This window comes from Anabaena cylindrica UHCC 0172, from assembly GCF_034931625.1.
Lineage (GTDB): Bacteria > Cyanobacteriota > Cyanobacteriia > Cyanobacteriales > Nostocaceae > Anabaena > Anabaena cylindrica_A.
Genome location: NZ_JAYGGY010000134.1, coordinates 1 through 13,226 on the forward strand (window position 1 = coordinate 1; position 13,226 = coordinate 13,226).

Here is a 13,226-nt window from a genome sequence, read left to right on the forward strand (position 1 = left end):
GAACCACCAATTGCACCATATTGAGCAATGTGTGACCAAACACTTGGAGTTAAACCTTCTTCTATTCCTAACCATCTAAGAAATGGACAGAATCCTGTATTGATAGGTTTTTTATTTTGATTTTTATCTGGCTCGATATCTGCTTGATTTTGATTTTCGACTACATAAGGTAATTTCAGTGTGACTTCAACATTCCCTAATGTTAATATTTGTCTGGTTTTATATCCATGTTTTTTGGTTGTTTGATTCCACCAACCTTGGGTTTGATTCATGGCTGTCAATAGAGCTTCTTGAGATTGAGCCAGATTGTGAAGTAATAAGCTGATACATTCTCCTGCCAATATTAATGCAGATTCTCTAATATTTTCTTCACGAGCTTTAAAAGTTTGCCCATTCCATTCTTTGATATTAGTAACTTCTAAAAGTTTTGTAACTTTTCCTTGAAAATCGTTCAAGGATTTAGTCAAATCAAGATTTGAATATATATTTTTTTTCATTGATGGTAGGCTTTTCCTGTTTTATCTTTGGGAATCCTACCTTTTTTTTGACCACAATAGGAAATACCACTCTCAAAACTTAAAATCCGATCAACCTACTTAAGCATATTACTAAAAGTTTTGTATAAAATGACTTAATTTGTTACGTTAATGATTTTCATCAAGGCCTGTAGTTAGCGTAGCAAAAAGCACGTTTTTCCCCGACTTCACAAAATCGCGTTGCTCCCGTTAGGTAATTTCTTTAAACTTCTATGCCGCTGATTTTCAAAATCCAGAGTCAGCACCTCAAGTAAAGATGTTTTACCCGCATTATTTTTTCCAACAATAATATTGATACCTGGTGAAAATTCCATTTCCCCAGAGCCAGAGTCGGAATAAGACTTATAATTAAATACTTGCAGCTTCTTGATATACATCTTGTGTCATTTATTTACTCAGTTAATTCTATTATTGGCGATTGTACGTAATTTGCCAAGTAAAATTAAATAAAGTCAGTATAGCGGTGTGTTAGACACTCAACAGATGTTAATGACGAATAGAGTTAGCCTAGCTTACCGTAGATATCGCTGATATCAAAAATGCTAAAATACAGAAAATAGGGAGATAAAAATTATGTCAACTAAGGAATTACTTATACAAGAAATTAGCTCAATGTCAGAAACAGAGCTTATAGAAACGCTTAATATTATCCAATCAATAAAAAACAAACAGTCTAGCAAATTCTCAAAACCTCAACCACCTCATCGTCCAGGATCAGGTAAATCAATTCTACGCCATGCTGGAAAGTGGGTTGGTGATGATCTTAAAGAATGTTTAGAAATAGTACAATCTTCCCGTGGCTTGGCTGAATTTTAATTATGTTTCTTTTCAGCAACTAATATATTATGGTTAAAAATATCTAAATTGAAAATTAAAGATGAAAGAAAAAGTCTATGTTGAAACTTCAGTAATCAGTTATCTAACTTCTCGTCCTAGTCGAGATATTGTTATTGCAGGACATCAACAAATTACCCAAGAATGGTGGCAAAATTATCGAGAAACATTTGATTTGGTAGCTTCACAGCTAGTTATTCAAGAAGCTAGTGCTGGAGACTCAATCGCCGCTGAACAAAGACTAAAAATCTTAGAAAAAATAGAATTATTAGCAACTACGGAGGATGCACTGAGCCTATCCCAAGCTTTTCTTGACTTAAAAATTATGCCACAAAAAGCGGCTGAGGATGCTTTACATATTGCTATTGCTGTAACCAATGGTATCAATTATTTGTTAACATGGAATTGTAAGCATATCGCTAATGCTATAATTAGGCGAGAAATTGAACGCATTTGTCGTTCCAAAGGCTATGAGCCAGTAATAATTTGTACCCCTGAAGAATTGATAGAGAGGTAAAACTTATGTGGGAAGATCCGATTATACAAGAAATTTATCAAATTAGGGAAGCCCATTCTAGTCGATTTAATAATGACTTACAGGCAATTTATCAAGATTTAAAAGAACAAGAAAAAAAGAGCAATAGAAAATTCGTTTCTTATGCTCCAAAGTTGTTAAAGGATGTTTATTCGCTGGATAAAATTTAGTGCGGGCGCTCTAATTTATTTTGGGATAGTTACCTGTCCTTGAGTCGTAATAGTTTCACTGGCCATAACTCAAATTCCTTACTTGAGTTGATTTTACTATTCTGGAAGTTGCTTTTTCAAGCTTTGCAAAGAAGCCCAACGGCTATCGACAATCTCCTCAGAACTAGCAACAGTATCTAAAATACCTGGACAATTGCGATCGCACAACTTTATATTGAAATACTTACATAACTATTCTTCAATCAACCAACCGCGCTGTATCCCATATTCAATTCCTCCAGTCCAGTCCATTGTTAAATGCTTCCGTACTTTATGGAATAAATGTTGAACTACAGTTGGATTAATTGGATTTTTAATATATTTTTCTTCATACCTAAATTCTCGGTCAGTGTTTTTTTGCTGACGTAGTACATAAATCTGATCAACCTTGTACTTCCGAAGATTGACATCACTTGTCAACTTTATCCACTCCATTAGTACAATATACAAACTATTGGGATTTCTTGCTTTTAAATCCTCTGCGGCTCGTGATGAACCTTCGAGCATAGTTTTATCAAGATAAGTTTTACATTCAATGACAATAACTGGAATATCAAAAATATGCGTTTCTGTATTACCTATAACTGTAACTTCTGAGTAGTTTTCAGGTTCTTCTTTAACAATTGTCAGCATTTCACCAGAATTTTCTTCTTCCTCAGGTGGTGTAACTGCTTCAAATGATGCTTCAATAGTTGCACCAATCACAAAATCATGGTCTTTCTTTTCAATACGTGCATAGGGACGTTTCAACATCTCAGCATATTTTGGAGGAACAAAGAAAATATCTTTGAAAGTATGAGATTTTCCAATGAGAGCATTTTCTCCAAAATCTTTTGCTAAATCTCGAAATAAATAATAAAGAAATTCTTCCAACACACTAGAGTGAAGATTTGAGCGAGAGTCAAACTTCTCAGCATAATGTTGTTGATCTAAAAAATCCTTATATGTTGATAAAAGTTCTAACCTTTTAGAAATAATTGCATCATCATTATCAGATGGTGTTGATGTCGGACCCACTAATTTAACATTAGCTAAGTGCCATTTATCATACTCAATTCTAATCTCTCGAAGATATTTTTTACTATCAGCATCTCTGTATTTTGTGCGGTGTTTCTCCTTTTGTTCCAGATTTGAACCATGAACTAACGGGTTTCTATCAGTTGTGGGCATAGTTTTAATGTTTCTTGAAGATGAAGTGCAATTGCTTTAGCAAGAAGAGGTGGTACAGCATTACCTACTTGATTGTACTGACAAAGAAACTTTTCATTAAATCTATTTTCCCGTTGTAATAACTTATGAGATACAACAGTTTTCTTTCCTAAAAAACGATAAGTATCAGGGAAAGATTGGACACGCGCACCCTCACGGGCTGTCAAATTACGATGCTGGAAAGGATGGATAAAATTTGCATAAAAGGAAGCAGCTATGGTATGCGCTGGTTTAGAGGGATTTAAACGTCGGTTATTTTGGTCATAAGTTTTATTAGATAATTCACCATTTCCACTACGGCGTTTAGCACCATATTCTTTTGGGACATCTGAACTACATTCACCCCATTTGATTTGTTTAAAACGTTCTACTAACCTCTGAGAATGTTCCATAGCTACATGATTATAGAGTATTTTGCTCCCATGTCTGATCCAGTCCTGATAATGATTTTGAGATTCTAATATATAAGCTTGTTCTTCTTTACCTTCACGCGCCTTAAGTGGTGGTAAATCTGATATTGCATCCCATAAATTAATAGCAGGGATTAAATTTATTTCCTCAAACGATAATTGATAACTATTAATATTTAATAAATTAAGGGAATGTGTTTTTTTCGGTATACCTAATTTCTGACCTAGTTTGTTTCCGACAATAAAAACACGCTCTCTAATTTGGGGTACACCATATTCAGCAGAATTGAGTAACCATACTTCTACAAAATATCCCAGTTCTTCAAAAGTTTTTTTAATAATATCTATTACCTTTACCCCTTCACCATTTTTGCGTGACAGTAAACCTTTCACATTCTCCATGACAAATGCTTTAGGTTCCAGAAAACTTATCCATTGAGCAAAGTTAATGAATAAAGTGTTTCTAGGATCATTTGGGTCTTTTTCTGCTGGACCAGCAATACTAAAACCTTGACATGGAGGACCACCAATAATAATATCCGGCTTGTAGAGACAGATTTCTTTAACACTGCTTGCAGCATTTAAGTCACGAATATCATTTTGAATCACGGTCATTTCAGGGTGATTATAACGCAGCGTATCACAAGCCCAAGCATCAATTTCAAAAGATAGCGGAATAGAAAAACCTGCCATCTCAAAACCTAAACCAAAGCCTCCAGCACCTGCAAATAAATCAATAGCAACAGGTTGCGCTGATATCATAAACAATTACTGTAATTATTCATAGCGTTGAACTTCTGAATATTTTAATTCAATATCCTTTAATTCTATTATTAGCGATTTCACTTAATTTGCCAAGTAAAAATTAAGAAACCCAGCTTCAAAAAGAAACCAGGTTTCCGGGTAAACGCCATATTTTAAGTTAGTAAACTACTACATAAGTTGTAAAACTTAAAGTAAACAATTGATATGACTTAAGATTCTGGAAGTTGCTTTTTCAAGCTTTGCAAAGAAGCCCAACGGCTATCAATAATCTCCTCAGAACTAGCAACTGTATCTAAAATACCAGGACAATTGCGATCGCACAACTGACGCTGAGGAATAGCTAAACACATCTGCTCATACAACCATTCGCTAGGATAAAAATAACCATTAGGTGATAGCGTTTCCACTAAATCTTCTACGGCCACTTCCATTTCTAACGGTAAGTGTTCCGCTTGATTAGCATTTTCCTCTAACCAAATAATTTCTTTAGTATTAACAGCCAACCGTTGATTATATTGTTGCAAGCAGCGATTACAGGTACAAGTGATAATTGTTTCTGCCTGACTGGATACCTCTAAATAAGTACCCTGATGCTGCACTTGGATAGTACCACGCACCGGGGTTAATGTTTCCAGTCCGGGCAGAGACTCATTAACTTGAATTTCCTCTGTTCGCTCCGGGGCTTTAGTTAGCTGCGGAATAAAAATAGCGTCCATAGGATTTGTGAGAAATCCTCACGAAAAATTACAGTTGATCATCAGCAAAATTGCTGACACTACATCTCTTATTTTAGCTCTCATAACCAGGATCTGTTGGTGGTTCAGTCGCAGGACGAACCACCAAATGGCGATGGGGTTCCTTACCACGGCTGAAAGTTTCCAAATCAGGAAAATCCTTCAAAAAGCTGTGAATTTGTCGTCTTTCAGCTGAACTGAGAGATTTAATTTCCACCTCTCGACCAGAAAACCGCACTTCTTGAACCGCTATTTCCGCTAAATTGTTAATTTCCGCTTGTCGTCTGACGCGGTAGCCATTTAATTCAATGGTATAAGATGCTTGCTCATCTTCTGCTTGGTTTAAGTTCAGCACCGAATTTGCTAGATACTGCATTGCATCTAACACAGAACCACCAGTACCAATTAAAATCCTGATTTGTTCCGGCATTAAATTGGTTTGCTCAATTGTCAACCAGTGGCTATCCGGTTCTGGAGAATCTGCTCCGATAGCTGGAGCAGACCCTAAATTACCTTTAACATTAGTAGAAACACCAATGAGTTGCAGCAGTTGCTTTAACCATTCTTCACCACGCTGCATGGAAATATCACTCATAATCAGCCTGTAGCCTTTTTCTTAGAACTTTTTGGCTCAAAGGGCAATGTCTTTTGATCTGCGCTTGCAGCTTCTTTTTCTTTTTCCTTCTCCTGGACTGCTACCATCTTTTGCAATTCCTCAGATAGAGGTTCACGGGAAAGAATGTAGGTTTGCAGGGTTTGGAAAACGTTACCAATTACCATGTACATCAGTACACCAGCTGGCAGTGGGAAGAATAGAAACATCCCCGAAAATATAACTGGGGTGATTTTGTTAACTGTGTCCTGCTGGGGATTACCACCGCTGGAATTTTGCCCAGAAAGCAATTGGCTAACGTAAAGACTGATACCAAAGAAGACAATCATCGCTACAATATCCCAGTGGATTGTACCATCTGGATCTTGTGCGCCTACCCTACCTAGAGCATCAATAAATAGAAATCCTTTATCTGCTGCTAGTCCGGGAATTGTACCTTGGATGGCAACATCTCCTGGTTGTAAGGCTTCTATATTGCCTTCAGCATCAATTCTGACCCTTTCTTCCCCTTTGGTAATTTTCCATTCAGGGGTTAACTTAGTTTCTGGATGTTCTGCCAAGAGTACATCAAAGGGTTTGCCTTCTACCGTCTGATACTGAATTTTAGTTTTTTCTCCCACAGCCAATTTGTTACCACTGGGAAGAATAGCGGTAATTTTGGTGTGATCCCCATCAGCAATATAAATATTTTGTGGGGCAGTGGCAAAGGCTTGGGGTTGAATTTGCTCAATTTGTTCAGCAGGGAAGACTTGCAAGTTTACGGAATAATTAACTCCCGCAAATGGTGAACCCCGCAAAGTGGCAAACAGTGCTAGTAATACTGGCATCTGTAACAGCAGCGGCAAACATCCTGCTAATGGGTTGCCAAATTCTTTTTGGACATTGACCATTTCCTCTTGCTGCTTTTGAGCATCATCTTTATAACGCTCTTTGACTTCTGCCATGCGCTTTTGCATCAAGGGCTGCACAATCCGCATTCGTCGCATACTACGAATGGAGCCAGCACTCAGTGGATAGAGCGCAAAGCGGATGATCAATGTCAAGGCAACTATAGCCAATCCATAGCTAGGCACAATACCATAGAAAAAATCTATGATTGGCAGCATCACGTTGTTCGAGAGGAACCCGATACCAAAATCCATTATTCTGAATCCAACCTGAGGTACTGTTAACTGAACTTAATCTAATTTATCTAAATCGTGATTTGTTAGCGACTACCCTGAGCTACGGATAGCCGCACATGATATGAAAAGAGAATGCTAAATGTGGTGGTGGAGTTAGTAAATCGTCAAGTGAAAATGAAAAAATATCTAACTCGGAACTGTGACTACTTAGAACTGCTATATTCGGGGTTTTTAGCAGCAATTTTTTGATTAATGTAGTCATAAACTTCTAGGAAGTTGGGAACAGCCCGCATTTCTAAACGAGTACCGTTTTTGAGAGTTAGTACCATATCTCCCCAGATGCCAATGCCACGAGGGACTTTGACGATTTTGACTATTTCTGAGTAAATTACATCAGTGCGATCGCGTCCCAGCCAACCACCCGTTACACCAACTCTTCGATCAGTAATACGGAAACGTAACCACAACGCTCTCACGATTGCCCCAACAGTTAATGGTAGACCAATCACAGTTAGACCAATCAGCAGATTGAGAATTAAATCCCCAATATGGGGACCACCCTCATAATAAATTTCTTCACGAATGCCCATTTATTACCTCAGCTTTTGCCAACAACTGCTCTAATTCTTGCAGAAATTGTTGGCTTACGCACTCAGATTCTGCTGATTTTGGCTTCACAATCACTACTAGCCGCCATCCTGGGGATAATTTAGGCAATAATTGATACAAAGCACCTGTAATTTGGCGTTTAATTCGATTGCGAACTACTGCTCTTTTACTGACTTTGGTACTAATGGAAATGCCAATTTGTGTACTGGCTAAATTTTTATTGCCATTTGTTTGTGTAGTTACAGAGGCAGTATCCAAAGAAGGTTCTTTTGAACGCGACGGCTTTAAAGCTCTCAAAGTAAAATGAGAGCTATGACACCGAATTCCTTCCCGGAAAACTGCCTGAAAATCCCTGCGGGATTTTAGTCGATATGCTTTGGGCAAAGCCACAGTTGCTCTATTGACTGAATGTACCCTAAACGCTCAGACGATGACGACCTTTTCTTCTTCTGGCGCTAATCACGTTTCTGCCATCTGGTGTCCGCATTCTAGCGCGAAAACCAGAGGTTCTTTTTCTCTTACGGCAAGTACCGCCCAATGTTCTTTGCATATCGTTCTCCTCTTAGACGATTTTTATAAAAAGTCACAATCTGCTATCTTACCACTTTACAGGCAATCTCAACAGATTTCTGGATAGAGTTGCTGAGGCACTGGGGACTAGGAAGAAGTTATAAATAAATTTCCCCCTGCTCCCTGCTTAAGAAATACTAATAATCCAAGAGCCAAGATAACGTAGTAGTGGCACATCTCCAGGGGAGAGAACCTGACAGTTAAAATAGTAAATCCCCCCAAAGGTTGGATTCTGCACGTTATTTAAAACTAACTCAACGTTACTACCTGCTGGTACTGGTTCTTCAGGAAATATCTCCAGCACCCGTCCCTCTTTATCCCATTTCACTTCAGAAAGGGGAACGCTTTTTCCTTTAACTCTGACTTCAACCTTTTTGGCATCAAAGCTGCCTTTGTAATACTTAGGATAAGTAATGGCGAATTGAGCAACTGCCAATTTCATTTTTTTGGCAGGAAGTCTTAGTATGTATCTATCCCAGGAATTGGTCTGTCCGCCAAAATCCAATCGAAAGGGTAGCTGATTTTCACCTTTGACACCACTAAACAGTGTTAAACCAGGTAGGCTCTGCGCCCAAGTCATAGCCGGAAGACTCGTCAATAAACAGCCAGTCACAGCCAAGGCAGAAAGTACACGTCGCATAATTACGCTTCCTCTAGGAAATGGTAAATTATAATCTTAAGTAACAAAGAGTTCGTATTCTTAACTAAACTTTACTACTGTATTCATCACAATAGACGATAAATAAAAGTCAAAGTGCCTTTTTACGTAAAAAATTCATCCTACTTAGATATACGCAGTCGCTTATTTAACAATTTTGACCCAGTTAATAAATTTCATAGCATTTCATGATCATTAACTTCGTAGGGAATTATCTGCGTACCTCTGCGCTTACCTCTGCGCCACTTTGCGTTTAAACTTCTCCCCTCAATTCGCCATAATGTAAATTGTCAGTTTTTGTGGACTTTGTAAAGTTTTCAACAACAGCAACGAAAGTTTAAATAATTAAGAATTAATTGGAAAAATATCAATTCGACGAAATTTGATGAATACTTCAAGATGCCAACCAGAAAGACCCCACATTATCAATCCCGAAAATAATCTGAAGACATAGATATAACATCAGGAAATAACCATAAGATGTGCAATAAGTAAATTAGTTTGTGTGCAAATATCTGGAATTTTGACTTATGTAAGCGGCAGAGTGAAGCTTTGCTGGGAGAAATAAGGGTGGGAAAGACAAAGTTAAAGGTGAAATCTACTAAAAGAACTCATGGCTGAGATTACTCACCTATGCTTTATAAGTGCGTTAAATCCTTAATCAACAGAGAAATTCCATAGTTAGTAGATATTTAGGTATTTATCTTCAGGAGATTGCATGAGAATAGCAGTTGCTAAAGAAATTGAAGTTTGTGAACGTCGTGTAGCATTGATTCCCGACACAGTTGCCAGATTAGTCAAACAAGGCTTAGAGGTTTTTGTAGAAACAGGTGCGGGAGAGAAAGCTTTTTTCAGTGATTCTGACTATGAAGCAGCAGGAGCTACAGTTATCGCTGATACTGCTAAATTATGGGCAGAAGCAGATATTTTACTCAAAGTTAGCCCTCCCCAGGAAAGAGACAATGGAGGTTCAGAGATTGAATTACTCAAAGCCGGATCTGTTTTAATCAGCTTCCTCAATCCCTTGGGTAATCCCGTCATAGCGCAACAATTAGCAAATCGGCAAATTACCGCTTTGAGTATGGAATTAATTCCCCGTACTACAAGGGCGCAAAGTATGGATGCTTTGTCTTCCCAGGCTTCACTAGCGGGCTATAAAGCTGTATTAATTGCGGCGGCGGCATTACCGAAATATTTCCCGATGTTAACCACTGCGGCGGGGACGATCGCACCAGCTAAAATATTTATTATGGGAGCAGGTGTAGCGGGATTGCAAGCGATCGCAACTGCCAGAAGATTAGGCGCAGTCGTAGAAGCCTTTGATATTCGCCCAGCCGTTAAAGAAGAAGTGCAAAGCTTAGGGGCGAAATTCGTCGAAGTCAAACTCGAAGAAGAAACCGTTGCAGCCGGTGGTTACGCCAAAGAAATCTCTGAAGACAGTAAAAAACGCACCCAGGAACTAGTCGCCGAACACGTCAAAAACTCCGACGTAGTAATTACCACAGCCCAAGTACCAGGAAGAAAAGCACCACAACTGGTAACAGAAGCAATGGTAGCTCAGATGAAACCCGGTTCAGTAATAGTAGACTTAGCCGCAGAACAGGGTGGAAACTGCGCTTGTACAGAAGCAGGTAAAGACATTGTTTGGAACGGTGTCACAATCATTGGCCCCATCAATTTACCCTCATCAATGCCAGTACACGCCAGCCAACTGTATGCAAAGAACGTCACCTCATTAATGCAACTGCTAATTAAAGACAAGGCATTGGAAATCAACTTTGGTGACGACATCGTTGACGCAGCTTGCGTTACGCATGGTGGAGAAATTAGAAACCAACGAGTAAAAGATGCTTTGCAAGCTGTAGCAGTTTAACCTTCTTACCTTTGCGCCTTTGCGCCTTTGCGTGAGACATAATTCCTCAACCTAAAATTCATCATGACAGAAGCATTACTTGCAGCCTTATTCGTACTCGTCTTAGCCTCCTTCATTGGCTTTGAAGTCATCAACAAAGTCCCCCCCACACTCCACACCCCCTTAATGTCCGGTTCCAACGCCATTTCTGGTATTTCGGTAATTGGTGCAATATTAGCTGCTGGGGAGAGAAACACCAATTTATCTGTAATTCTCGGTTTAATTGCCGTAATTTTGGCAATGGTTAACGTTGTCGGTGGTTTCCTCGTCACTGACAGAATGCTACAAATGTTCAAGAAAAAGGAAGTTAAAGCATGAGCGACTTTTTACCAACTGGGATTCAGCTGACGTATTTAGTCGCTGCATCATTATTTATTCTTGGTTTGAAAAAACTAGGTTCACCAGCTACTGCCAGAAATGGTAATCTTGTCGCTGCGGTGGGGATGCTGTTAGCAGTTGTCGCCACATTGCTAGATCAGCAGGTATTAAATTACGAGATGATATTGATAGGCTTGGCGATTGGTTCTATTATTGGTGCGATCGCAGCTTACAAAGTACAAATGACTGATATGCCCCAAATGGTGGGCTTACTCAACGGTTTGGGTGGTGCATCTTCCGCACTTATTGCAGTTGCTGAATTTTGGCGGTTATTAGATAGTTCTCAACCGATTCCCCTCGATGTCAACATTTCCATGTTATTGGATGTGTTGATTGGTGGCGTGACATTAACAGGTAGTTTTCTGGCTTTTGCCAAATTGCAAGGTTTAGTAAGTGGTACACCCATTACCTTCCCCTTACAGCAACCATTTAACCTCTTGCTATTGGGTTCATATCTAGCGGGAAGTGCATATTTAATCATGTCACCCGATAGCCTCCCCATCTTTTTAGCGGTGGTGGCTGTTTCCCTAGTGTTGGGTGTAATGTTTGTACTGCCTATTGGTGGCGGTGATATGCCCGTTGTTATCTCCCTGTTAAACTCCCTATCCGGTGTAGCTGCGGCTGCGGCTGGGTTTGTGGTGATGAACAATATGTTAATCATCGCCGGTGCTTTGGTAGGTGCGTCGGGTATCATCCTGACTGAAATTATGTGTAAGGCTATGAACCGTTCTTTGTTCAGTGTCTTATTTAGTGCCTTTGGTTCAGTTTCTACCGCTACTGGTGGTGCTGCTGCTGGTGCTAGTAATCAAACTGTCCGCAGTATCGATCCTGAAGAAGGGGCGATGATGTTGGGTTATGCCCGTTCTGTAGTGATTGTACCAGGATACGGTATGGCGGTTGCTCAAGCACAGCATAGCGTCCGCGAGTTGGCAGATCAACTAGAACGCATGGGTGTGGATGTGAAATATGCGATACATCCGGTTGCGGGAAGAATGCCAGGACACATGAACGTATTATTGGCAGAAGCTAATGTGGCTTATACGCAGTTGTACGATATGGAGGATATTAATCCCCAGTTTGAACAAGCTGATGTCGCGTTAGTGATTGGTGCTAATGATGTAGTCAATCCGGCAGCGCGTAGTGATGTGAATAGTCCTATTTATGGGATGCCGATTTTGGAAGTTGATCGTGCAAAGCAGACTATTGTGATTAAGCGCGGTATGAGTGCTGGTTTTGCAGGTGTTGATAATGAGTTGTTTTATAAGGATAAGACAACTATGTTGTTTGGTAGTGCTAAGGATATGGTGGCTAAGTTGGTTAGTGAGGTGAAGCAGCTTTAGACATAGGTAGGGGTGTAGTTTGTGAACTATGCCCTTTTTTTGTCCTCACGCAGAGGTTTGTTTCGCGTTGACTCAACCAACTACCTGTTGTGGTCTTACGATGGAATACATTTTTAATCTACCCCATATTTCTATAGCATAGAAACCAGAATTTTTGTCATCCGCAGCCATAGCACGTAATACTTTAATACCTGGAAGCTCATATTTTTCAATACTTTTCTGAAAGTGTTCTAGTACAGGTTGAGCATCTTTATCTTCTAAAATAAAAAAATTAATCTCAAAGCAGTTTTCTATTAAAGAAGAATCCGTGATATAAGTTATGCCTCTAACTATTTTATGACATAACTTTTCTAACTTCTCTGCTGATATTAGAACAGAAAAATATTCTGGATAATAAACATTTGATAATCGAAAATTTGGAAGAAATCCATGTACAGGTGGTCTTCCTTTAAATTTAACTATTTCTTGTATCAGTTTTTCTCTTTTTCTCTCTCTTATTCGCTTTTCTTTTCTGTCAGTCGCATAGTTTGGATCTATTGATCTCAATACTTTATCTGTAATTCCACTAGATTTTGCATCTTCAATATCAATACACATACCTAGCCTTAACAGTAAATCTTCTTCCAATCTTCCATATTCCTCATTGCATTTCCTACAAGATGGAACTGTCCATCTCTGCAAATTGTTAGGAGTAGTATCTGGATACCAAGAAGAAGGAAAAACATGATCTCGTGTTAACTGGAGTTTAGACTAAAAACAGAGATATAAGTTACAACTACTGAGAAAAGAT

At 39.0% G+C, this 13,226-nt stretch carries 17 protein-coding genes and 1 pseudogene; 6 read left to right on the plus strand and 12 right to left on the minus strand.

The window, feature by feature from the left end; all coding sequences use genetic code 11:
* Together VB713_RS27295 and VB713_RS27300 are read right to left on the minus strand one after the other, a co-directional pair.
* Positions 1–497: pseudogene (locus VB713_RS27295) on the minus strand (ISLre2 family transposase); the annotation flags it as partial.
* A gap of 206 nt (positions 498–703) precedes the next feature.
* Entirely contained in the window at positions 704–913 is a 210-nt protein-coding gene (locus VB713_RS27300) for an AAA family ATPase (protein ID WP_323314624.1), read from the minus strand.
* 196 nt (positions 914–1,109) lie between these two features.
* On the opposite strand from VB713_RS27300, the gene VB713_RS27305 reads away from it, so the two are divergent.
* The 3 genes from VB713_RS27305 (at position 1,110) to VB713_RS27315 (ending at position 2,075) form a co-directional block, all read left to right on the plus strand.
* Positions 1,110–1,352: a hypothetical protein gene (locus VB713_RS27305; RefSeq protein ID WP_323314625.1), complete on the plus strand. Its 243-nt coding sequence runs from the start codon at positions 1,110–1,112 to the stop codon at positions 1,350–1,352.
* Positions 1,353–1,413: 61 nt separating this feature from the next.
* Positions 1,414–1,887: a type II toxin-antitoxin system VapC family toxin gene (locus VB713_RS27310; RefSeq protein ID WP_323314626.1), complete on the plus strand. Its 474-nt coding sequence runs from the start codon at positions 1,414–1,416 to the stop codon at positions 1,885–1,887.
* A 5-nt stretch (positions 1,888–1,892) separates the two neighbouring features.
* Complete coding sequence (locus VB713_RS27315) at positions 1,893–2,075, plus strand: hypothetical protein (RefSeq protein WP_323314627.1); 183 nt, start codon at positions 1,893–1,895, stop codon at positions 2,073–2,075.
* Between the two features lie 231 nt (positions 2,076–2,306).
* Here the strand turns inward: VB713_RS27315 and VB713_RS27325 are convergent, their stop codons facing one another.
* The 9 genes from VB713_RS27325 to VB713_RS27365 form a co-directional block, all read right to left on the minus strand.
* Entirely contained in the window at positions 2,307–3,284 is a 978-nt protein-coding gene (locus VB713_RS27325; RefSeq protein WP_323314628.1) for a Bpu10I family restriction endonuclease, read from the minus strand.
* Complete coding sequence (locus VB713_RS27330) at positions 3,257–4,495, minus strand: DNA cytosine methyltransferase (RefSeq protein ID WP_323314629.1); 1,239 nt, start codon at positions 4,493–4,495, stop codon at positions 3,257–3,259. The genes VB713_RS27325 and VB713_RS27330 overlap by 28 nt, the downstream gene beginning before the upstream one ends.
* A gap of 212 nt (positions 4,496–4,707) precedes the next feature.
* Positions 4,708–5,214: a DUF177 domain-containing protein gene (locus tag VB713_RS27335; protein WP_323314630.1), complete on the minus strand. Its 507-nt coding sequence runs from the start codon at positions 5,212–5,214 to the stop codon at positions 4,708–4,710.
* 73 nt (positions 5,215–5,287) lie between these two features.
* The gene (locus VB713_RS27340) at positions 5,288–5,827 is read right to left on the minus strand and encodes a protein jag (RefSeq protein ID WP_323314631.1); all 540 of its coding nucleotides are present in this window, start codon (positions 5,825–5,827) and stop codon (positions 5,288–5,290) included.
* Positions 5,828–5,829: 2 nt separating this feature from the next.
* Positions 5,830–6,987 (minus strand): membrane protein insertase YidC, encoded by a 1,158-nt coding sequence (yidC, locus tag VB713_RS27345; RefSeq protein WP_323314632.1) that lies wholly within the window; start codon positions 6,985–6,987, stop codon positions 5,830–5,832.
* A gap of 185 nt (positions 6,988–7,172) precedes the next feature.
* A complete protein-coding gene (locus VB713_RS27350; protein WP_323314633.1) occupies positions 7,173–7,559 on the minus strand; it encodes a PH domain-containing protein in 387 nt (128 codons plus the stop codon).
* Complete coding sequence (gene rnpA, locus VB713_RS27355) at positions 7,546–7,968, minus strand: ribonuclease P protein component (RefSeq protein WP_323314634.1); 423 nt, start codon at positions 7,966–7,968, stop codon at positions 7,546–7,548. The genes VB713_RS27350 and rnpA overlap by 14 nt, the downstream gene beginning before the upstream one ends.
* Positions 7,969–7,993: 25 nt before the next feature.
* Positions 7,994–8,128, minus strand: a complete 135-nt coding sequence (gene rpmH / locus VB713_RS27360) for a 50S ribosomal protein L34 (protein WP_015209090.1) — start codon at positions 8,126–8,128, stop codon at positions 7,994–7,996.
* 147 nt (positions 8,129–8,275) lie between these two features.
* Positions 8,276–8,788, minus strand: a complete 513-nt coding sequence (locus tag VB713_RS27365) for a DUF2808 domain-containing protein (RefSeq protein WP_323314635.1) — start codon at positions 8,786–8,788, stop codon at positions 8,276–8,278.
* Between the two features lie 736 nt (positions 8,789–9,524).
* On the opposite strand from VB713_RS27365, the gene VB713_RS27370 reads away from it, so the two are divergent.
* The 3 genes from VB713_RS27370 (at position 9,525) to VB713_RS27380 (ending at position 12,436) form a co-directional block, all read left to right on the plus strand.
* Positions 9,525–10,679, plus strand: a complete 1,155-nt coding sequence (locus VB713_RS27370; RefSeq protein WP_323314636.1) for a Re/Si-specific NAD(P)(+) transhydrogenase subunit alpha — start codon at positions 9,525–9,527, stop codon at positions 10,677–10,679.
* A gap of 63 nt (positions 10,680–10,742) precedes the next feature.
* A complete protein-coding gene (locus VB713_RS27375) occupies positions 10,743–11,036 on the plus strand; it encodes an NAD(P) transhydrogenase subunit alpha (protein ID WP_015214883.1) in 294 nt (97 codons plus the stop codon).
* On the plus strand, positions 11,033–12,436 hold the full coding sequence (locus VB713_RS27380; RefSeq protein ID WP_323314637.1) for an NAD(P)(+) transhydrogenase (Re/Si-specific) subunit beta: 1,404 nt from the start codon (positions 11,033–11,035) through the stop codon (positions 12,434–12,436). The genes VB713_RS27375 and VB713_RS27380 overlap by 4 nt, the downstream gene beginning before the upstream one ends.
* Before the next feature lie 72 nt (positions 12,437–12,508).
* Here the strand turns inward: VB713_RS27380 and VB713_RS27385 are convergent, their stop codons facing one another.
* Positions 12,509–13,063 (minus strand): hypothetical protein, encoded by a 555-nt coding sequence (locus VB713_RS27385; RefSeq protein ID WP_323314638.1) that lies wholly within the window; start codon positions 13,061–13,063, stop codon positions 12,509–12,511.
* Positions 13,064–13,226 lie beyond the last annotated feature (163 nt).

What these genes read in the sequence shown, in the direction of transcription:
- VB713_RS27375 (WP_015214883.1), top strand. Translation starts at nt 10,743, where the DNA reads ATGACAGAAGCATTACTTGCAGCCTTATTCGTACTCGTCTTAGCCTCC.
- VB713_RS27340 (WP_323314631.1), bottom strand. Translation starts at nt 5,827, where the DNA reads ATGAGTGATATTTCCATGCAGCGTGGTGAAGAATGGTTAAAGCAACTG.
- VB713_RS27335 (WP_323314630.1), bottom strand. Translation starts at nt 5,214, where the DNA reads ATGGACGCTATTTTTATTCCGCAGCTAACTAAAGCCCCGGAGCGAACA.
- VB713_RS27315 (WP_323314627.1), top strand. Translation starts at nt 1,893, where the DNA reads ATGTGGGAAGATCCGATTATACAAGAAATTTATCAAATTAGGGAAGCC.
- VB713_RS27380 (WP_323314637.1), top strand. Translation starts at nt 11,033, where the DNA reads ATGAGCGACTTTTTACCAACTGGGATTCAGCTGACGTATTTAGTCGCT.
- VB713_RS27365 (WP_323314635.1), bottom strand. Translation starts at nt 8,788, where the DNA reads ATGCGACGTGTACTTTCTGCCTTGGCTGTGACTGGCTGTTTATTGACG.
- VB713_RS27330 (WP_323314629.1), bottom strand. Translation starts at nt 4,495, where the DNA reads ATGATATCAGCGCAACCTGTTGCTATTGATTTATTTGCAGGTGCTGGA.
- VB713_RS27310 (WP_323314626.1), top strand. Translation starts at nt 1,414, where the DNA reads ATGAAAGAAAAAGTCTATGTTGAAACTTCAGTAATCAGTTATCTAACT.
- VB713_RS27305 (WP_323314625.1), top strand. Translation starts at nt 1,110, where the DNA reads ATGTCAACTAAGGAATTACTTATACAAGAAATTAGCTCAATGTCAGAA.
- VB713_RS27300 (WP_323314624.1), bottom strand. Translation starts at nt 913, where the DNA reads ATGTATATCAAGAAGCTGCAAGTATTTAATTATAAGTCTTATTCCGAC.
- VB713_RS27350 (WP_323314633.1), bottom strand. Translation starts at nt 7,559, where the DNA reads ATGGGCATTCGTGAAGAAATTTATTATGAGGGTGGTCCCCATATTGGG.
- VB713_RS27325 (WP_323314628.1), bottom strand. Translation starts at nt 3,284, where the DNA reads ATGCCCACAACTGATAGAAACCCGTTAGTTCATGGTTCAAATCTGGAA.
- VB713_RS27370 (WP_323314636.1), top strand. Translation starts at nt 9,525, where the DNA reads ATGAGAATAGCAGTTGCTAAAGAAATTGAAGTTTGTGAACGTCGTGTA.
- yidC (WP_323314632.1), bottom strand. Translation starts at nt 6,987, where the DNA reads ATGGATTTTGGTATCGGGTTCCTCTCGAACAACGTGATGCTGCCAATC.
- rpmH (WP_015209090.1), bottom strand. Translation starts at nt 8,128, where the DNA reads ATGCAAAGAACATTGGGCGGTACTTGCCGTAAGAGAAAAAGAACCTCT.